General features: G+C 75.5%; 15 protein-coding genes and 2 pseudogenes. 9 read left to right on the forward strand and 8 right to left on the reverse strand.

Annotation, left to right across the window (positions count from 1 at the left end):
• The first annotated feature begins 79 nt into the window (after window positions 1-79).
• Together mptB and ACY1JF_RS29785 are read left to right on the forward strand one after the other, a co-directional pair.
• Window positions 80-1486: a polyprenol phosphomannose-dependent alpha 1,6 mannosyltransferase MptB gene (mptB, locus tag ACY1JF_RS29780; RefSeq protein ID WP_462708398.1), complete on the forward strand. Its 1407-nt coding sequence runs from the start codon at window positions 80-82 to the stop codon at window positions 1484-1486.
• Window positions 1483-2859, forward strand: a complete 1377-nt coding sequence (locus ACY1JF_RS29785; RefSeq protein ID WP_462708376.1) for a glycosyltransferase family 87 protein — start codon at window positions 1483-1485, stop codon at window positions 2857-2859. The genes mptB and ACY1JF_RS29785 overlap by 4 nt, the downstream gene beginning before the upstream one ends.
• Window positions 2860-2918: 59 nt before the next feature.
• On the opposite strand, the pseudogene ACY1JF_RS29790 reads toward ACY1JF_RS29785, so the two are convergent.
• Window positions 2919-3758: pseudogene (locus tag ACY1JF_RS29790) on the reverse strand (D-alanyl-D-alanine carboxypeptidase family protein); the annotation flags it as partial.
• A gap of 157 nt (window positions 3759-3915) precedes the next feature.
• Window positions 3916-5055 carry a transcription termination factor Rho gene (gene rho, locus ACY1JF_RS29795; RefSeq protein ID WP_462708377.1) on the reverse strand — a complete coding sequence of 380 codons (1140 nt, stop codon included), beginning with the start codon at window positions 5053-5055 and terminating at the stop codon, window positions 3916-3918.
• 586 nt (window positions 5056-5641) lie between these two features.
• On the opposite strand from rho, the gene ACY1JF_RS29800 reads away from it, so the two are divergent.
• On the forward strand, window positions 5642-6364 hold the full coding sequence (locus tag ACY1JF_RS29800) for a class I SAM-dependent methyltransferase (protein ID WP_462708378.1): 723 nt from the start codon (window positions 5642-5644) through the stop codon (window positions 6362-6364).
• Window positions 6365-6371: 7 nt separating this feature from the next.
• Here ACY1JF_RS29800 and ACY1JF_RS29805 read toward each other — a convergent pair whose 3' ends face one another.
• From ACY1JF_RS29805 to ACY1JF_RS29825, 5 genes are all read right to left on the reverse strand, one after another.
• Window positions 6372-7340 (reverse strand): acetylxylan esterase, encoded by a 969-nt coding sequence (locus ACY1JF_RS29805; RefSeq protein WP_462708379.1) that lies wholly within the window; start codon window positions 7338-7340, stop codon window positions 6372-6374.
• 224 nt (window positions 7341-7564) lie between these two features.
• Complete coding sequence (locus ACY1JF_RS29810; RefSeq protein ID WP_462708380.1) at window positions 7565-8149, reverse strand: Rv1733c family protein; 585 nt, start codon at window positions 8147-8149, stop codon at window positions 7565-7567.
• Between the two features lie 376 nt (window positions 8150-8525).
• Complete coding sequence (locus ACY1JF_RS29815) at window positions 8526-9290, reverse strand: ferredoxin reductase (RefSeq protein WP_462708381.1); 765 nt, start codon at window positions 9288-9290, stop codon at window positions 8526-8528.
• Entirely contained in the window at window positions 9283-9888 is a 606-nt protein-coding gene (locus tag ACY1JF_RS29820) for a sulfite oxidase-like oxidoreductase (RefSeq protein ID WP_462708382.1), read from the reverse strand. The genes ACY1JF_RS29815 and ACY1JF_RS29820 overlap by 8 nt, the downstream gene beginning before the upstream one ends.
• A gap of 103 nt (window positions 9889-9991) precedes the next feature.
• Window positions 9992-10453 carry a MarR family winged helix-turn-helix transcriptional regulator gene (locus ACY1JF_RS29825; protein ID WP_462708399.1) on the reverse strand — a complete coding sequence of 154 codons (462 nt, stop codon included), beginning with the start codon at window positions 10451-10453 and terminating at the stop codon, window positions 9992-9994.
• 347 nt (window positions 10454-10800) lie between these two features.
• On the opposite strand from ACY1JF_RS29825, the pseudogene ACY1JF_RS29830 reads away from it, so the two are divergent.
• The 6 genes and pseudogenes from ACY1JF_RS29830 to ACY1JF_RS29855 all read left to right on the forward strand — a co-directional run.
• Window positions 10801-11106, forward strand: a pseudogene (locus ACY1JF_RS29830) (hypothetical protein); the annotation flags it as partial.
• 160 nt (window positions 11107-11266) lie between these two features.
• Window positions 11267-12073: a putative protein N(5)-glutamine methyltransferase gene (locus ACY1JF_RS29835; protein ID WP_462708383.1), complete on the forward strand. Its 807-nt coding sequence runs from the start codon at window positions 11267-11269 to the stop codon at window positions 12071-12073.
• A 392-nt stretch (window positions 12074-12465) separates the two neighbouring features.
• Window positions 12466-13359, forward strand: a complete 894-nt coding sequence (locus tag ACY1JF_RS29840; RefSeq protein ID WP_462708384.1) for a hypothetical protein — start codon at window positions 12466-12468, stop codon at window positions 13357-13359.
• 110 nt (window positions 13360-13469) lie between these two features.
• Window positions 13470-13844 (forward strand): hypothetical protein, encoded by a 375-nt coding sequence (locus tag ACY1JF_RS29845; protein ID WP_462708385.1) that lies wholly within the window; start codon window positions 13470-13472, stop codon window positions 13842-13844.
• 100 nt (window positions 13845-13944) lie between these two features.
• Window positions 13945-15960, forward strand: a complete 2016-nt coding sequence (locus ACY1JF_RS29850; protein ID WP_462708386.1) for an oxidoreductase — start codon at window positions 13945-13947, stop codon at window positions 15958-15960.
• Window positions 15961-15991: 31 nt separating this feature from the next.
• Window positions 15992-16546, forward strand: a complete 555-nt coding sequence (locus ACY1JF_RS29855; RefSeq protein WP_462708387.1) for a PadR family transcriptional regulator — start codon at window positions 15992-15994, stop codon at window positions 16544-16546.
• Window positions 16547-16557: 11 nt separating this feature from the next.
• Here ACY1JF_RS29855 and ACY1JF_RS29860 read toward each other — a convergent pair whose 3' ends face one another.
• On the reverse strand, window positions 16558-17109 hold the full coding sequence (locus ACY1JF_RS29860) for a hypothetical protein (protein ID WP_462708388.1): 552 nt from the start codon (window positions 17107-17109) through the stop codon (window positions 16558-16560).
• Between the last annotated feature and the right edge of the window lie 75 nt (window positions 17110-17184).

Below are 17184 nucleotides of genomic sequence, written 5' to 3' on the forward strand. Positions count from 1 at the left end.
AGGCGGTCACACGTGGTCCCCCGGGGGGAGGGCGGTACGTCGGTTCCCGGCCACCCGGCGCCGACATGCTGCCCGGGTGCTGTCCGCCGTCCTCTCCGCCGACCTCCGCCGCTGCCGGCTGCTCGGCCTGGCAGGTACCGCCGCCCTCGCGACGGGCGGTGAGACGGCCGGTGCCCTCCCGGTGCGGGACCTGCTCGCCCCGGCCTCCCCGGCCGCCGCCCTGGGCCTGGTCACCGTCTACTTCGGCATCGTCCTGCTGATCGCCGCCTGGGCCCTGCTCGGACGTCTGGTGCGCGGCCCCGAACCGCCGTCGCCGCGCGCCCTGCTGCTGGTCCTGGCGCTCTGGTCGGCGCCGCTGCTGCTCGCCCCGCCGCTGTTCAGCCGGGACGTCTACAGCTACCTCGCGCAGGGCGCCATGGCCGACGCGGGCATCGACGTGTACACCTACGGCCCGGCCCGCCTCGGCGGACCGCTCGCCGACGAGGTCGCACCCCTGTGGCAGCACACCAGCGCCCCGTACGGGCCGGTCTTCATCGGCGTCTGCGCCGTCCTGTCCGGCCTGACCCGCGGCGAACTGGCGGCGGGCGTCACCGGGATGCGGCTGGTCGCGCTGGCCGGCGTCGCGCTGATGGCGCCGGCGCTGGCCCGGCTCGCCCGGCACAGCGGCGCCGACCCGGCCGCCGCGCTGTGGCTCGGCGCGCTCAACCCGCTGGTCCTGCTCCACCTGGTGGCCGGCGCCCACAACGACGCCGTCATGCTCGGGCTGCTCGGCGCCGGCCTGGTCGCCGCGCTGGGCCGCCGGCCCGCCGCCGGGGCCGCGCTGGTCACCCTGGCCGCCCTGGTCAAGGCGCCCGCCGCGCTGGGGCTCGCCGCCGTCGTCGCCCTCCAGCTCCGCGCGGGCCGCCGCCCGGCGCGCGCCCTGCTGACGACCCTCCTCACGGCCGCGGCCACCACCGTCGCCGCCACCGCCGCGGCCGGCACCGGATACGGCTGGACCACCGCCCTCGACACCCCCGTCTCGACCGGCAACTGGGCCCTGACCAGCCTCCTCGGCGGCGCCACCCGCGACCTCCTGGAGGGCGTCGGCAGCGGCCTCGCCCACCTGGCCGTCCCCGCCTGGCACACCCTGGGCCTGGCCTGCGCCGCCGTGGCCGTGCTCCTGGTCTGGATCCGGCTGCGGCACCGCCCGGTCTACGCCGCCGGCCTCAGCCTCGCCGCGATCGCGGCCCTCGGCCCGGCGATCCGCCCCTGGTACGCCCTGTGGGGCCTCTACCTGATCGCCGCCGCCGCGCCCGTCGCCGTACGCCACCGCGCGGCGGCCGTGGCCGGGGTGCTGGCCCTGGCCGCCCTGCCCGGCGGCGGACCGGCGGACGCGGGCCAGCTGGCCCTGGCCGTCTGCGGCGGCGTCCTCGCCGCGGTCGTGCTGTGGCAGGCCCACCAGTTCCGGCAGACCCGGCCGGCCCCGGCGCTGGACCCGGTCGGATGAGGCGGCCGTCCACCGACCGCGGCCAGCTGGTCCTGGTCCTGGCCCTGGCCGCCGCCGTGACCGTCTTCACCGCGACGGTGCCCCTGTTGCGCGACTGGTTCGACCTGCGCGTCTACCACGGCACCGTGGACAGCTGGATCCACCACGGCGGCCGGATCTACGACTACCGGGTGCCCGGCACGGCGTACGGCTTCACCTACCCGCCGTTCGCGGCCCTCGCCATGCTGCCGATGGCGCTGCTCGGCCTGCCCGCCGCGGTCGCCGTCTGCCTGCTGCTGGACCTGATCGCCCTCGCGGTGGTGCTGCGCGTCCTGGCGGACGGCGCCCGGCGGCGGCCGGGCGGCTACGGCTGGGCCCTGACCGTCTGCCTGCTCGCCCTGTTCGAGCCGCTGCGCGACACCGTCAGCTTCGGGCAGGTCAACCTGATCCTGCTGGCCCTCGTGCTCGCCGACGGACGGCTGCTGGCCACCGGGCGCGGACGGTGGGCGGGCGTCGGCATCGGTCTCGCCGCGGCCGTCAAGCTCACGCCCGCGCTCTTCATCGGCCTGCTGCTGCTCGCCCGGCGGTGGCGGGCGGCCGGTGTCGCGACGGCCGTGGCCGCCGGGGCGACCGCGCTGGCCGCCTGGGCGGTGCCGGACGCCTCCCGCTTCTACTGGACCCACGCGGTGTGGGACACCACCCGCGTCGGCCGCCTCGACTACGTCTCCAACCAGTCCCTCCAAGGGGTGCTGGCCCGGCTCGGCGAACCGGACCGGGCGGTGTGGGCGGCGGCGGTGCTGCTGGTCCTCGGCGGGTGGGCGTGGCGGACCCGCCGGGCCCTGGCCGCGGCGGACTGGACGGCGGCCTTCGCCCTGACCGGACTGGCCGCGTGCCTGGTCAGCCCGGTCACCTGGGTGCATCACCTGGTGTGGCTGCTGCCGTCGTTCGCGGTACTGCTGCGCACCGGGCACCCGCGCCTCGCGGGCGCCCTGTACGCGGTGCTGTGCACCAGCGTGGTCTGGCTGTGGAGCGACGACGCCTCGGGTGTGGCGGGCTTCCTCGGCGGCAACGCCTACGTCTGGATCACCCTCGGCCTGCTGCTGGCGCTGCCGGCCGGTCACTCCCCGGCCGGCCGGACCGGCACCCGCCGCAGCACCAGCGCCACCGCGCCCGCGCCGAGGCCGGCCGCGGCCGTGACCGCCCCGGCCTCCGTCCAGCCCGGCCCGTCCTCGGCCCGCGCCGCGACAGGTCCCGCCGACGCCTCCGGTCCCGGCCGCGACCGCGCGCGGGGGGTGTCCAGCGAGCCCACCGGATCGACCCGCCCGGCCGACGCGAACCCCCAGTCCAGCAGCGAGCGCGCCTCCTCGTACACGGCGAAGGCACCGCCTTCCTGAGGGTTCATCACCGTCACCACCAGGGTCCGTCCGTCCCGCCGGGCGGCGGCGACGAGGGTGTGCCCGGCGCCGCTGGTGTAGCCGTTCTTGACGCCGACCAGCCCCGGGTAGGCGGCGACCCCGTCCGCTCCGGTCAGCAGCCGGTTGGTGTTCTCGATCGGATACACCTCCCCGCCGCCGCCCGGGAAGAGGGCCGCGGCCCGGGCGCAGTACCGGGCGAACTCCGGGCTGCGCAGCCCCGCCCGGCCGAACAGCGTCAGGTCGAAGGCGGACGAGACCTGGCCCGGCGCGTCATAGCCGTCGGGCGAGCGCACCTCCGTGTCGCGGGCGCCCAGCGCGCGGGCCTTGGCCTGCATCCGGGCGGCCGTCTCGCGCCAGCCGCCGCTGAGCGCGGCCAGCACGTGCACGGCGTCGTTGCCGGAGTTGAGGAACACCCCGTTCCACAGGTCGGCGACCCGGTAGGAGCGCCCCTCGGCGACCCCGACCAGACTGCTGCCCGGACCGACCTCGGCCAGTTCCCCGGGGCGCACCTCGTGGCGGATGCCGCCCGGCAGCACGGGCAGCACGGTGAGGGCGAACAGGGTCTTCAGGGTGGAGGCGGGCGGCAGCCTGCGGTGCGCGTCGTGCGCGGCCAGCACCTGACCACTGCCGGCGTCGGCCACCACCCAGGACAGGGCGGAGACATCGGGGAGCCCCGGCGCCCCGGGACGCGGGCGGACCTGGGTGCCGGAGCGGTGCAGCAGGCCGGGCTGCGGGGCCACCGCCCCCGGCCCGACGGCCGGGCCGGGGTCCGGCGGCCGGGTGCGGACCGCCGCCGCGGCGGGCGCCAGGGCCAGCAGCCCCAGCGCGCACAGCGCGCATCCGGACAGGACCAGCCGGGAAGAAAGTCCGATAGTCATACCGCAAACGTAGGAATGGGTCGGCTCCACGCCACCCCGCCAGGGCCGAGTGGCGGGGGCGGGCACCCGGATGCCGCACGGGCCGCAGGGGGCCGCAGGGGGCCGTCGGGCGGCGGCCGGGGGAGGGGCTGCCGGGCTGCGGCCCGGTGGCGGTCCGTCAGCCGGTGGGCAGCGTCGGCTGGACGCGCCGCAGGAAGGCGGCGTTGTCCGGCGTCTCGCGCAGGCGCTCGATGAGCGTCTCCAGAGCGCCGTGCCCGTCCCGCGTCCGCAGCGCCCGCCGCAGTCCGGCCACGGCCGCCGACTCGGCCGGGGGCAGCAGCAGTTCCTCCCGCCGGGTACCGGATCCGTCGATGTCTACGGCCGGGAAGAGCCGGCGGGTGGCCGGCTCGCGGCTCAGCCGCAGCTCCATGTTGCCGGTGCTCTTGAGCTCCTCGAAGAAGAACTCGTCGGCCCGGGAACCGGTCTCCACCAGCGCGGTGGCGAGGATGGTGAGCGAGCCGCCCTCCTCGGCCTGCCGGGCGGCGCCGAAGAAACGCTTGGGCCCGGTCAGCGAGCCCGCGTCGACACCGCCGCTGAGGGTGCGCCCGCCGGGACCCGCGGCGTTGTTGTGCGCCCGGCACAGCCGGGTGAGCGAGTCGAGCAGGACGACGACGTCCTCACCGGCCTCGACGAGCCGCTTGGCCCGTTCGATCACCAGCTCGGCCAGCGCGATGTGCTGCCGGGGTGTGCGGTCGAAGGTCGAGGCGTAGACCTCGCCGCGCACCGAGCGCCGCATGTCGGTGACCTCCTCGGGCCGTTCGTCGAGCAGCAGGACCATCAGCCGGCACTCGGGGTGGTTGCCGGACACGGCGGCCGCGATCTGCTGGAGCAGTACGGTCTTGCCGGTCTTCGGCGGGGCCACGAGCAGACCGCGCTGGCCCTTTCCGACCGGGGCCATCAGATCGAGGACGCGTCCGGCCAGGCCCGCCGCCGGGTGTTCCAGGCGCAGCCGCCGGTGCGGATGGAGCGGCGTCAGATCGGCGAACCGCCGCCGCGCGGCCGGCCGCTGCGGCGTACGGCCGTCGACCCGGACGACGTCGGTCAGGGTGTGCCGGTCGTCGCGTACGCCTTCGACGAGATCTCCCACCCGCAGGCCGTACCGGCGGATCAGCGCCGCGGGGAGCCGCGCGTCCGCGGGGGCGGGCAGCAGACCGGTGCCGCGCAGGTGGCCCCTGCCGCCCGCGTCCAGGTCGAGGACGCCGCTGACGGTCTGGGCCGGGGCCTGCTGGACGGGAGGGCGTTCGAGTGTGGTGGTCATGAGGGGGTCCTACCTTTCAAGGGTGGTCGCTCTGGTCATTCGTAAGATCGGAGGGCCCAGGGGTTCTGGGTATGGCTGTCATGTGGGCGCCGTTGGCAAGGCTCAAAGGACTTGGCCGCCCGGAGCCCCGCGACGACTCGACCGCCGATTGGGAGACGCGACTCGATCGCTGCTGTAGGACAACGTCGGCGAGGTCGTCTGCGGGGGTCCTTTCGAGGACGGCGGACGGGAGGAGCGCGTGGGGGAGGGGGAGGCCGTGCGGGCCGGGCCCAGGGGGCACATCCGCGGGCGGCGGGGAACAGCACCCCGGCGACGACGGGAGGACCCGCTCGCGGGGTGGTGTGGGAAGGCCGCCGCTCCGAACGGAACGGACGGACGGTTCCGGCGAACCGGGAGAAGAACTGCACCGGCGCCCCGAAAGAGAGGGGGGCTTACACGAGTGCTGAAGTCAGCGTACCACGGCGAAGGCGGCCTGTCCCCTGGCCTGTCCCCTGTTTCGTCTCCCGGCCCGGGTCCGGCCGGGGGCGCCGTGAGGGCCCGCCGCCACCTTCCCGTCCGCCTCGGCGACAGGCCCTAAGCTGACCGGATGTCCCGCTCCCAGGCTCCCACCCTGCGTGAACTCGCCGTCCAGGCGCTGTCGTCGGTCGAGCACGGCTACGACCTGCTGGCCCCGAAGTTCGACCACACCCCGTACCGCACCCCGCAACGGGTGCTGGACGCCGTCGCCGCCGCGCTGCTGCCGCTGGGTCCCTTCCAGGCGGGCCTCGACCTGTGCTGCGGCACCGGCGCGGGCATGGACGTCCTGACCCGCCTGTGCCGCGGGAGCGCCACGGGCGTCGACTTCAGCGCGGGCATGCTGGAGGTCGCCCGGCGGCCGGTCCGCCCCGCCGGGCCCACGGTCTCCTGGGTCCGCGCCGACGCCCGCGCCCTGCCGTTCACCGGGGCGTTCGACCTCGTGGTGAGCTTCGGCGGGTTCGGCCACTTCCTCCCCCGTGAACTGCCGGGACTCTTCGGCGAAGTGCACCGCGCGCTGCGGCCGGGCGGCCGCTTCGCCTTCCCCGTCGCGGCACCGCCCCGGCCGGGCTCCCGGGCCTACTGGGCACTGCTCGGCTTCGACACGGCGATGCGGGTGCGCAACGCCGTGTGGCGACCGCCGTTCGTCATGTACTACCGGACCTTCCGGCTCGGTGACGTACGCCGGGAACTGGTCCGGGCCGGTTTCCGGGTCGACCTGCGTCCCCTGCCCGGCTTCGGGCGGCGGCCCGACGGCGCTCCGCGCGCCCGCCTGGTCACCGCCCGCAAGCCCTGAGGCTCCGTCAGAGCCGGCCGCTCAGCCAGCGCACCCTGGCGGCCTGCTGGAACGGCCCGCCGCCCTCGTGGTCGTTGAACTCGTAGACCTCGATGTCCTTGTCCTCGTGGGCCCAGGCGTTGAAGGCCGCGAACACCGTCGAGGGCGGGCAGGTCAGGTCCTCCAGCGCCGCCGAGAACAGCGCGGGAGCCCGGCCGCGGGCCGCGAAGTGCACCCCGTCGAAGTAGGACAGCGTCCGCTGGACGTCCTGGGCGCGGCCCCGGTGCGTCTTCAGGTACAGGCCGATCTCCCGGTAGGGGTGCCGGTCGGTGAGCGTGGTCGCGCGCGGGAAGTCGCACAGGAACGGCACGTCGGGCGCGACCGCCGTCAGGTCCGGTACCAGGCCGCCCACGGCGACGGTGATGCCGCCGCCCTGGCTGGCACCGAGGACGACGGTGCGCGCGGCGTCGGTCAGCGGGTGCGAGCGGGCCGCCTCGACGGCGCGCACCGCGTCCGTGTACACCCGGCGGTAGTAGTAGTTCTCCGGCGCGTCCACGCCCTTGGTCATGAACCCCGGGTACGAGGGGGCGCCGCCGACGGGATCGGGCGTGTCGCCCCCGCCGCCCCAGCCGCTTCCCTGGCCGCGGGTGTCCATCACGAAGTGCGCCCGGCCGGTGGCGGCCCACAGCAGGTGCTCGTGCGGCAGGCCGCGTCCGCCGCCGTAGCCGATGTACTCGACGACCAGCGGCAGCGGTTCCTCGGCGCCGGCCGGCAGGTTCAGCCAGCCCTTCACCGGGTGGCCGCCGAACCCGGCGAACGTCACGTCGTACGTCCGCACCTCGGTCAGTCCCGTGTCGACCGGCTCGAAGCGGGCGTCCAGGTCGTGTTCGCGGGACTCCTGGAGCGTCTTGCTCCAGAACGCGTCGAAGTCCTCCGGCTCGGTCGCCGCGCTGCGGTAGTCGCGTAGTTCGTCGAGCGGAAGGTCGAACAGGGCCATCGAGAACCGCCTTCGGGTGAGGGACGGCGCCGGACCGTCCGGATGATCACACCGTACGTGAGTGATCGGAGGACTCGCCAGGTCCTGACCGAAAACAACCGTGCCCGAAGCTGCTCCGGCAGATCCGACCTCAAGCGTCGTGACTGGTCACAGAGGTTTCGCGGGAGAGAGGCCGGTCCGGAGTGCGGTCTCGGTGGGGTACCTCGGTGGCGAAGGTGATCGGATCAGGCGTCACGGTGCGTCCACTGCGGTTCGGCACGGGCCCAGGCGCGGTCCCACTCCGCCATCCGGTGCCGCAGCGCCACCCGGCGCACCGCGCAGTGCCCCAGCAGGACCACGGCCGCCGAGACCGCCGTGGCGCACGCGCCCATGGTGACCGCGTGCCGCCAGACCGTGGCACCGTCGGCCGGCGGCGGCACGCTCCGGCCCCGCGCGTCGAGCCACACGGTCACGGTCTCGCCGTACCGGGTCTCGGCCGGCAGCCGTGCCGTGGTGGTCCGCGGCGTCTCGTCCGGCTCGCTCCAGCGCACCGTGGTCCGGTAGGAGTGCTGCCCGCCGGACTGCACCGAGGGCAGCGTCTCGGGAGTCGCGCCGACCACCTCGGCGCGCACCTGCCGGCGCTCGGCCCGCTGCTCGGCGGCGACCGCCTGCGCCTGGCCGTGCGCCCAGCACGCCGTGGCCGCTCCCAGCGCCGGGGCGCCCACCAGCAGCAGTACGGCCACGACCAGTACCGTCCACGCCTCGATCACGTCGCACCGGCGCCGCAGTGGATTGCGCCGCCAGCGCCAGCCGCGCACCCGGGTTCGCATCTCGTCCTCCTCGCCGTCACCGCGGCCGGAGGCCGGCCGGCCACATGGGTTCCCGGCCCCTCGGCGTCCCGCCCGCGTACGAGTACGCGCACGGTCCTGGTACCCCGTCCGGCCGGTCCGTTCACCGCGCCGCCCGCCACCGCCGGACGACCGCTCCGCGCCGCCGGTCAGGTGCCCAGCCGCGGGGCGGGAAAACGCGGCCGGGACGGGACCGGAAGGCGTGGTCGGGACGAGACCCGAAGAGGCGACCGGGAAACCGGGCCGAAGGGCGCCGCCGGAGAATCCGGGTGGTGCGGTGCGGTGAGGCGCCGCGCCTCCGCTCGGCCGAAGCGCCTGATGCGCCTCCGCTCGGCCGAAGCGCCCACCGCGCCTCCGCTCAGCCGAAGCGCTCGACGCGGATCCGGTCGACCGGCTGCCCGGACGCCACCAGCAGGCGTGAGGCGTGCTCGGCGAAGGAGTTGGACCCGCACACGTACGCCTCCCAGCCACCGTCCGGCCGTTCGGCCAGCAGCGGAGCCAGGTGGGCGGCGGTCAGCCGGCCCACGGGCCACCCCCGCGGCGCGGACCGGGTGAACACCCGCGTCGTCTCCGCGCCGTACTCCCGCGCGTAGAGGAGGTCCTCGGGGCTGCGCGCGGACACCACCAGCCGCAGCGGCACCGACAGGTTCCGCGCCCGGTGGTGCCGCACCATCGACATCAGCGGTACGACGCCGGAACCGGCGCCGACCAGCAGCGCGGGCCGGTCGCCGGGCCAGGCGAAGAACCCGCTCAGCGGCCCCCGCACCTCGACCCGGTCACCGGGCCGGGCCACCGTGTGGAACCAGCCGGAGACCTCGCCGTCCGCGACCCGGTCCAGGGTCAGCTCGATGTGCCCGGAGCCGTCCGGCGCGGAGGCCAGCGAGTAGTGGCGCTGGGCCGTGTAGCCGTCCTCGGCGGTGAGCCGCAGCAGCAGGTGCTGACCGGGCAGGTGACCGGCCCAGCCGGGCACCGCGAACCGGAACGTGGCCGCGCGCGGCGTCTCCCGGCGGATCTCGGTGAGCGTGGCGGTCTGCCAGCGGGCCGCGACCCGCTCGTCCACGGCGATCCGCCCGGGCACGGCGAACCGCGTGCGCGGCACGGGGGCCGCCGTCGTCTCAGTCACCGGAGTACCTCTGTTCCTCCCACGGGTTGCCGCGCGCGTGGTAGCCGTTGCCCTCCCAGAAGCCCGGCTCCTCGTGGTCGAGCAGTTCCAGGCCCGCGACCCACTTCACGCTCTTCCAGAAGTACAGGTGGGGCACGATCAGCCGCGCCGGGCCGCCGTGCTCGGGGTCGAGCGGCCGGCCGCCGGACGACCAGACGATCCAGGCCCGCCCACCGGTCAGGTCGGCGAGCGGCAGGCCCGCCGTGTAGCCGGTGTGCGCGTAGGCCACGGCGTGCGTGGCGGACGGCAGCGGACCGGCCGCCGCCAGGAAGGAGTCCAGGGACACGCCCTCGAACCGCATCCCGAACTTCGACCAGCCCGTCACGCAGTGGATGTCGCCCTCGTACGCCGCCCCGGGCAGCTCGTGGGCCTGCTCCCAGGTCCAGACGCGGGGCTCGGCCACCAGTCCGCCGACGCGGAAGGACCAGTCGGCGGCGGCCAGGTCGGGGGTGACCTCGGCGGACAGCACCGGCCAGTCGTCGCGCGCGTCGTACTGGCCGGGCGGCAGCCCCGGACGGACGGCGCGGGGGCGTCCGGTGAAGCCTCGGGTGGTGTTCATGCGGTGGTGCCTTTCGGGCCGCCGGGGAAGGGCGGCGTGCGAACCGTGCGGGAGTGGTCTTCCACAGTACGGGTACGGGTACGGGTACGGGCGCGGGCCGGGACTACGCGCCCGGGCCGGGACGCCGGTGGGGCGCGGGCCACGCGTTGTACCGCGCCAGGTAGCGGGCGAACCGTACGAGGTCCTCCTCCGGCCAGTCCGCGAGACGCTCCCGGAACGCGGCACGGCGGCTCTCGGTGACCTGGGCCAGGATGCGCCGTCCCGCTTCCGTCAGGTGCAGGACCTGCACCCGGGCGTCGTCGGGGTCCGGGCGCCGCTCGACGAGGCCGGTCCGCTCCAGGGCGGTCACCTGGCGGCTGACGGTGGACTTGTCCAGCGCGTAGTGCGCGGCCAGGTCCGTGGCCCGGCAGCCGTCCCGCTCCTCCAGGTGCCCGAGCAGGGTGTACGACACGAGTGAGAGCTCGGGATGCATCCGGCCCGCCGAGGAGCGGGCCCGCCGGGCGAAGACCGTCAGCTCGCGGTGGATGACCTCCTCCGCGTCGCCCGCCCCGGGGGCGGCCGGCATCTCCTCGGACCTGTCGGGTGCCGTCACGGGACCTCCTTCACGCACTTGGTTGCATCATACAACTTCGTGTGGGGTGCCGGTGGGGTCCGGAGCCGTCGCCGTCCGGCCGTGGGCGTGCGCATACGCGTGCGCACGCGCGTGTGTACGGGCGGGTGCTGCGGTGACGCGAGGGGCGTGGTGGAACGGGAGTCCCTGTGCCGAGTGAGTGACCTCTGCGGGAAGGGCCGGCCGGTCGGGGCGGCAGGGGACCTCGGGGGCGGGGGCGGGGGCGGGGGCGGGGGTGCCGGTGGGTCGCGTGAGGCGGGGTGGCGTCCGTCGTCCCGGGGGCGGGCGTCGCGATCGGGTGACGCGTCCAGGGGCACCCGGTCCGGCGTCGGACGGCGCCTCCCCGCGGCGACCGGAGTGATCGTCGCGGGTGATCGTCGCGGGCGTCGGACCGTTCGGACCGGACCGGGGACGCCAGGGCGTGAGGGGAGCTGTCGCCGCGTTCCCGGACCACGGACGCGCCCCGTGCCGCCGGACGCGCCCCGTGCGCCGGACGCGGAGAGGGCGCGGGCGGCCAGGACATCCGGCACCGTTCGGGACGGCCGCGGCGACCAGGCGACCGGGAACGGGTCCAGGACTCACTCCCGCTCACCGGCCAGGGACGGTAGTGTGACCGACGGCCGCGGACCGTCCCGGCCGTCGTGGCCGAGGAGGTGGGACCCATCACCGCTGTGTCGGCGCGGGCGTTCTCATCCCTCGGCGGCCGGGTCACCCCCGGCAGATGACCGCGAGAGCGCCCTTCGGTACCCGAAAGGCTCCTCGTCCTCCATGTCCTCACCGTCTTCTCCCTCCCCTTCCGCACCGCCTTCCTCCCGTGACCGGATCGTGGCCGCGCTGCGCGCCGCGGGCTGCGTCTTCGCCGAGGACGAGGCGGAGCTGATCCTCTCCGCGGCCCGCACCCCCGATCAGATCACCGCCCTGGTGGACCTCCGGGTCACCGGTCTTCCGCTCGAACTCGTCGTCGGCTGGGCCGAGTTCCGGGGTCTGCGGATAGCCGTGGAGCCCGGTGTCTTCGTCCCCCGCCGCCGCACCGAGTTCCTCGTCGAGCAGGCCCTGGCACACGCCCCGGACGCCTCCGTCGTCGTCGACCTGTGCTGCGGCTCGGGCGCGGTCGGCGCGGCCCTGGCCGCCGGGCTCGACGCGCCCGAGGTGCACGCCGCCGACATGGACCCGGTGGCGGTGCGCTGCGCCCGCCGCAACCTCGCCGCGGCCGGCGGCCGGGTCCACGCGGGGGACCTGTTCGAGGCGCTGCCCACCGCGCTGCGGGGCCGTGTCGACCTCCTCGCGGCCAACGTGCCCTATGTGCCGACCGCGGAGGTGCCCCTGCTGCCCGCCGAGGCCCGCGACCACGAGCCCCCGCTCGCCCTGGACGGCGGCGCCGACGGGCTCGACGTGCTGCGCCGGGTCGCCGAGGGCGCCGGGCACTGGCTCGCTCCCGGCGGCTGTCTCCTGGCCGAGACGAGCGAACGCCAGGTCCCCGCCGCCCTCGACATCCTCGCCCGGGCCGGTCTGGTGGCCCGGGTGGCGGTGTCCGAGGAGCTGTACGCCCATGTGGTGATGGGGGTGCGGCGCTAGGCCGTGCCCGCGGAGCGCCTCCGTCCGCTCCGAGGGCGGGCCCCGGGGAGCCGTGCGCGCTCTTCGTCGCGCGCCGCCCGGAACCCCCCGCACCGGGCCTGCCCGGGCCTTCGGGCGGTGCGGCGCGAGAGCGTGCGCCGCCCGCCCGCGGGGCGGGAGGGGCTCCGCGGCGCACGGCCCGGCGCGGGGCGCGGCCTGGCGGCGCACAGCTCGCGCGGGGGCGGTGGGCGGCGGGCCGTGGGCGGGCGGCGGGCGGCAGGCCGTGCGCCGAGGACGGCGGGGGGCGGAGCGGGGGCCGTGAAAGCCGAGGTTGGTCTGTACATGACCTGTCGGGCCGGGCCACACTGTGCGCCGTACACCACTCCCCTCCGCCCCCACCGAGGAGCCGACCCATGCCCTTCGACGCCCGGCAACGTTGTCAGGCCGTCCTCTCCGGGATCGCCGCCAGCGCCCTCGCGGCCGTCCTCGCCGCCGCCCCGCCCGCCTCCGCCGCCTCGTCGGCCGCCACCGCCGACACCTGGACCGAGGTGGGCTCCGACCGCGCCGACCCGCTGACCGAGAGCCAGGGGCTGGCCTCCGTGGAGGTCCCGGCGAACAGCCCCAACCGCTACACGGGCATCGGCACCATCCCGCTCGGCCTCTCCGCCCGCGGCTGGAACCACGTCGGCGACCCCGACGCCTCCTACGACGGCCACTACGTCGAGCCGTACCAGCGCGACGACGGGGCCGCGAAGATGTTCCGGGTGCAGGCGCCCGACGGGACCTGGACGGAGTACACCCACACGCTCGGCTCCGGCGAGGCGCTGAACAACTCCTGGGCCGCGATCTCACCGGACGGCCAGTGGATGCTGTCCGGCGAGTGGGGCACCATGAACCGGCTGCTGGTCTTCCCGACCCCGGGCGTCAACCCCGCCACCTCGCCCTCCGCGAACCTCCCGCAGGCCGCCACCGTGCGCCTCGACCGCCCCGTGCGCGACGTGCAGGGCTGCGACTTCGTCACCGCCACCCGGCTGCTGTGCTCCTCCGACGACCCGGAAGGCGCCCTCTTCGGCATCACCAAGCCGCTCCTCCAGATCGACCTGTCGGCCGCCCCGAGCGGCACCGCCGACGTCACCGGCCAGGTCACCGCCCTGCGGCAGCTGCCGCTGCGCAGCGCCTGCTCGGGCACCTTCGAGGCGGAGGGCGTCGACTACGACCGCCGCACCGGCACCCTGCGCGTGATCGTCGTCTCCCCGGGCTTCTGCGTGCTGACCGACAGCAGGACGTACCGCCTCACCCGCGGCTGAGCCGCGCCGCCTCCCGGTGCGCCACCCCGGACGGCGCGCGGTAGTGCTCCGCCCGGGGTGGTGCTTTTCTTGGTGGGTGGGGGGGGCACGGCCCGAGAGGAGCGAACACCATGGACGCCGAGCGAAGCCACCCGGAATCCGTCTCGGTGGAGCTGAGCGGATGCAGCAAGGAAGACGCCCGGACCGTCTTCGACACCCTGTGCGCCTGCTACGCGTCCGACCGGTGCGCGGACGACGTCCCCCGGGAGTACCACGAGGTGCGGCCCACCGTGTGGCTCGGCACCTTCGACGTGGCCGACGACCTGCGGGGAGAGTGCGGTCCGACCCGGCTGGACGCCACGGTCGACGCCGACGTGCAGGGCGGCTACTGGGCGATCGACCGGTTCCGCACCACCCTGGACTCCCTGTTCACCGTGCGGGACCTGTGCACGGCCTCCGGGGACCAGGAGCGGGAGCTGCACGTCCGCCTGGAGAACCGCCGCTGACCGGCGGGCCCCTGTGCGCGACACCACTTTATGCAACTAGTTGCAAAACGTGGTGGACGTCCTCTACAACAGAGGCACGTCACCGCGCACGGAGGGCCCGATGAGCCGCTACCCCCACCTGCTGAGCCCGCTCGACCTGGGCTTCACCACGCTGCCCAACCGGGTCCTGATGGGTTCCATGCACGTCGGCCTGGAGGAGGCCGAGCGCGGCTTCGAGCGGATGGCCGCCTTCTACGCCGCCCGGGCCCGCGGGGGAGTGGGCCTGATCGTCACCGGCGGCATCGCCCCCAACGACGAGGGCCGCCCCTACGAGGGCGGTGCCAAGCTCACCACCGAGGCGGAGGCGGAGCGGCACCGGACCGTCACCGACGCCGTGCACCGCGAGGGCGGCCGGATCGCCCTGCAGATCCTGCACTCCGGCCGGTACGCCTACCACCGCGACCTGGTCGCCCCCAGCCCGCTGCAGGCCCCGATCAGCGCCCACGTACCCCGCGAGCTGACCGGCGCCGAGGTCGAGCGCACCATCGACGACTACGCCCGCACCGCCCGCCTCGCCCGCGCGGCCGGCTACGACGGCGTCGAGATCATGGGCTCCGAGGGCTATCTGATCAACGAGTTCACCGCCGCGCGCACCAACCACCGCACCGACCGCTGGGGCGGCTCCTACGAGAACCGGACGCGTTTCCCCGTGGAGATCGTCCGCAGGGTGCGCGAGGCGGTCGGCGAGGACTTCATCCTCGTGTACCGGCTCTCCATGCTGGACCTGGTCCCCGGCGGCTCCACCCTCGACGAGGTGATCACCCTCGCCCGGGCCGTCGAGGCCGCCGGAGCCACCCTCATCAACACCGGCATCGGCTGGCACGAGGCCCGGATCCCCACCATCGCCACCTCCGTGCCGCGCGGCGCCTTCACCTGGGTGACCAGGCGGCTGATGGGCGAGGTGTCCGTACCGCTCGTCACCACCAACCGCATCAACACCCCGGAGCTGGCCGAGCGGTTGCTCGCCGACGGGACCGCCGACATGGTCTCGATGGCCCGCCCGATGCTCGCCGACCCCGACTTCGTCGCCAAGGCGGCGGCCGGCCGCCCCGAGGCGATCAACACCTGCGTCGGCTGCAACCAGGCCTGCCTGGACCACACCTTCAGCGGCAGGATCACCTCCTGTCTGGTCAACCCGCGCGCCTGCCACGAGACGGAACTCGTCCTGGCCCCCGCCCGGCTGCGCAAGCGCGTCGCCGTCATCGGCGCCGGACCGGCCGGGCTGGCCTGCGCCGTGACCGCGGCCGAACGCGGCCACCGGGTCACCCTGTTCGACGCCGCGGCCGGGATCGGCGGCCAGCTCGACGTGGCCCGCCGGGTCCCCGGCAAGCAGGAGTTCGACGAGACGCTGCGCTACTTCCGCACCCGGCTCGACGACGAGGGCGTGGACGTCCGCCTGAACACCACCGTCACCGCCGCCTGCCTCGACGGCTACGACGAGATCGTCGTCGCCACCGGCGTCACCCCGCGCGTCCCCGACATCCCCGGCGTCGGCCACCCGAGCGTCGTCGGCTACCTGGACGTCCTGCACGGCGGCGCCCCCGTCGGCGACCGCGTCGCGGTCCTCGGCGCCGGCGGCATCGGCTTCGACGTCGCCGCGTACCTCACCGACGCCGGCGACCGGGCCCACGAGGACCCGGAGACGTACTTCCGCCACTGGGGCGTCGACCCGGACTACCGCGCACCCGGCGGCCTGGCCGCCCCCGAGCGCCCCGCCCCCCGGCGCACCGTCCACCTGCTCCAGCGCCGGACGGCCAAGGTGGGCGCCGGACTCGGGAAGACCACCGGGTGGATCCACCGCGCCGAGCTGAAGCACCGCGGCGTCACCATGGTCCCGGGCGCCCGCTACGACCGGATCGACGACGCCGGGCTCCACGTCACCGTCGGCGGCGCGAGCACGGTCCTGGAGGTCGACACCGTCGTCCTGTGCACCGGCCAGGAACCGCGCCGGGACCTCTACGACGACCTGGTCGCCGCCGGCCGCCGCGCGCACCTGATCGGCGGCGCCGAGGCGGCCGCCGAACTGGACGCCAAGCGCGCGATCGCGCGGGGCACCGAGCTGGCGGCGAGCCTGTAGGACCGCCCGCGGCCGTCCCTAGGATGAGCCCATGTCACTCCCGCACGCGATCCTCACCGCCCTGCTCGAAAAGCCGTCGTCGGGACTGGAACTGACCCGCCGGTTCGACCGGTCGATCGGCTACTTCTGGTCGGCGACGCACCAGCAGATCTACCGCGAGCTGGGAAGACTGGAGGACGCGGGACTGATCCGGGCCCTGCCCGCCGAGCAGCCGGCCCGCGGCCAGAAGAAGGCGTACGAGGTGCTGCCCGCGGGCCGCGCCGAACTGGCCCGCTGGACCGCCGCCGCGCAGGACCCCAAGCCGCTGCGGGACGCGATGCTGCTGCGGCTGCGGGCCGCGGCGGTGGTCGGCACCGAGGGGATCGAGGCGGATCTGCGCCGCCACCTGGAGCTGCACGAGGCGCAGTTGGCCGAGTACCGGGAGATCGAGCGGCGCGACTTCCCGCCGGGCAGGGACGGCGCCGAGGACCGGCTGCGGCATCTGGTGCTGCGGGCCGGGATCGATCTGGAGACCTTCTGGACACGGTGGCTGCGGCACGCGCTCACCGACTTCCCCCAGCCGCCGGACCCCGGGCGCGAGGTCTGAGGCGTACGGGCTCAGAACCGGTACGGCTTCGCGCGGCGGCGCAGGAACCAGGACGCGGCGATGACACCGGAACCCACCAGGGCGCCGCCCGCCGCCAGCGTGGCCGTGCCGTAGTCCCTGACCGCGCCGCCGACGCCGCCCATGACGCCCCGGGACGGCGCGGCCGTCGCGGAGATCGTCGGCCTGTTCGACGGCGAGGGGGAGGCGGTGCGGGACACGATGACGCTCTGGGTGCCGGCGGTGCTGTTGTTCGAGCACATGACGACGACCGTGTAGGTGCCGGGGCTGACGTTCGACCACGCGGCCGTCTGACTCGCGCTGGTGCCCGACAGCGCCACCTGACGGCCCTGGGCGAAGCTGGACTGGCCGCTGCCCAGCAGGGAGGCCGTGCCCCAGCTGCCGTTGAGCTGGGCGCAGGCGGAGGTGGAGACCGAGACCGTGGCCCCGGTGGTGCTCACGGAGATGCCGGGGCCGGCGGCGGCCGGACCGGCGGTCAGGGCGAGGGGCAGCGCGGCGGCTGCCACGAGCGGCCCGGAGCAAAGGAGCGGCTGGGAGATGCGCATGTGGACTGCCCTTTCGACAGCACGGTCGGCGGCACGTCCCCTGCGCCGCCGGACCGGCGGCGGCCCGTGCCGTCT

Source organism: Streptomyces sp. SYSU D01066-1, from assembly GCF_054956795.1.

Bases quoted from the DNA above. Each gene is read 5' to 3' on its own strand.
- ACY1JF_RS29785 (WP_462708376.1), top strand. From the start codon at position 1,483: ATGAGGCGGCCGTCCACCGACCGCGGCCAGCTGGTCCTGGTCCTGGCC.
- rho (WP_462708377.1), bottom strand. From the start codon at position 5,055: ATGACCACCACACTCGAACGCCCTCCCGTCCAGCAGGCCCCGGCCCAG.
- ACY1JF_RS29800 (WP_462708378.1), top strand. From the start codon at position 5,642: ATGTCCCGCTCCCAGGCTCCCACCCTGCGTGAACTCGCCGTCCAGGCG.
- ACY1JF_RS29805 (WP_462708379.1), bottom strand. From the start codon at position 7,340: ATGGCCCTGTTCGACCTTCCGCTCGACGAACTACGCGACTACCGCAGC.
- ACY1JF_RS29810 (WP_462708380.1), bottom strand. From the start codon at position 8,149: ATGCGAACCCGGGTGCGCGGCTGGCGCTGGCGGCGCAATCCACTGCGG.
- ACY1JF_RS29820 (WP_462708382.1), bottom strand. From the start codon at position 9,888: ATGAACACCACCCGAGGCTTCACCGGACGCCCCCGCGCCGTCCGTCCG.
- ACY1JF_RS29825 (WP_462708399.1), bottom strand. From the start codon at position 10,453: ATGCCGGCCGCCCCCGGGGCGGGCGACGCGGAGGAGGTCATCCACCGC.
- ACY1JF_RS29835 (WP_462708383.1), top strand. From the start codon at position 11,267: ATGTCCTCACCGTCTTCTCCCTCCCCTTCCGCACCGCCTTCCTCCCGT.
- ACY1JF_RS29840 (WP_462708384.1), top strand. From the start codon at position 12,466: ATGCCCTTCGACGCCCGGCAACGTTGTCAGGCCGTCCTCTCCGGGATC.
- ACY1JF_RS29845 (WP_462708385.1), top strand. From the start codon at position 13,470: ATGGACGCCGAGCGAAGCCACCCGGAATCCGTCTCGGTGGAGCTGAGC.
- ACY1JF_RS29850 (WP_462708386.1), top strand. From the start codon at position 13,945: ATGAGCCGCTACCCCCACCTGCTGAGCCCGCTCGACCTGGGCTTCACC.
- ACY1JF_RS29855 (WP_462708387.1), top strand. From the start codon at position 15,992: ATGTCACTCCCGCACGCGATCCTCACCGCCCTGCTCGAAAAGCCGTCG.
- ACY1JF_RS29860 (WP_462708388.1), bottom strand. From the start codon at position 17,109: ATGCGCATCTCCCAGCCGCTCCTTTGCTCCGGGCCGCTCGTGGCAGCC.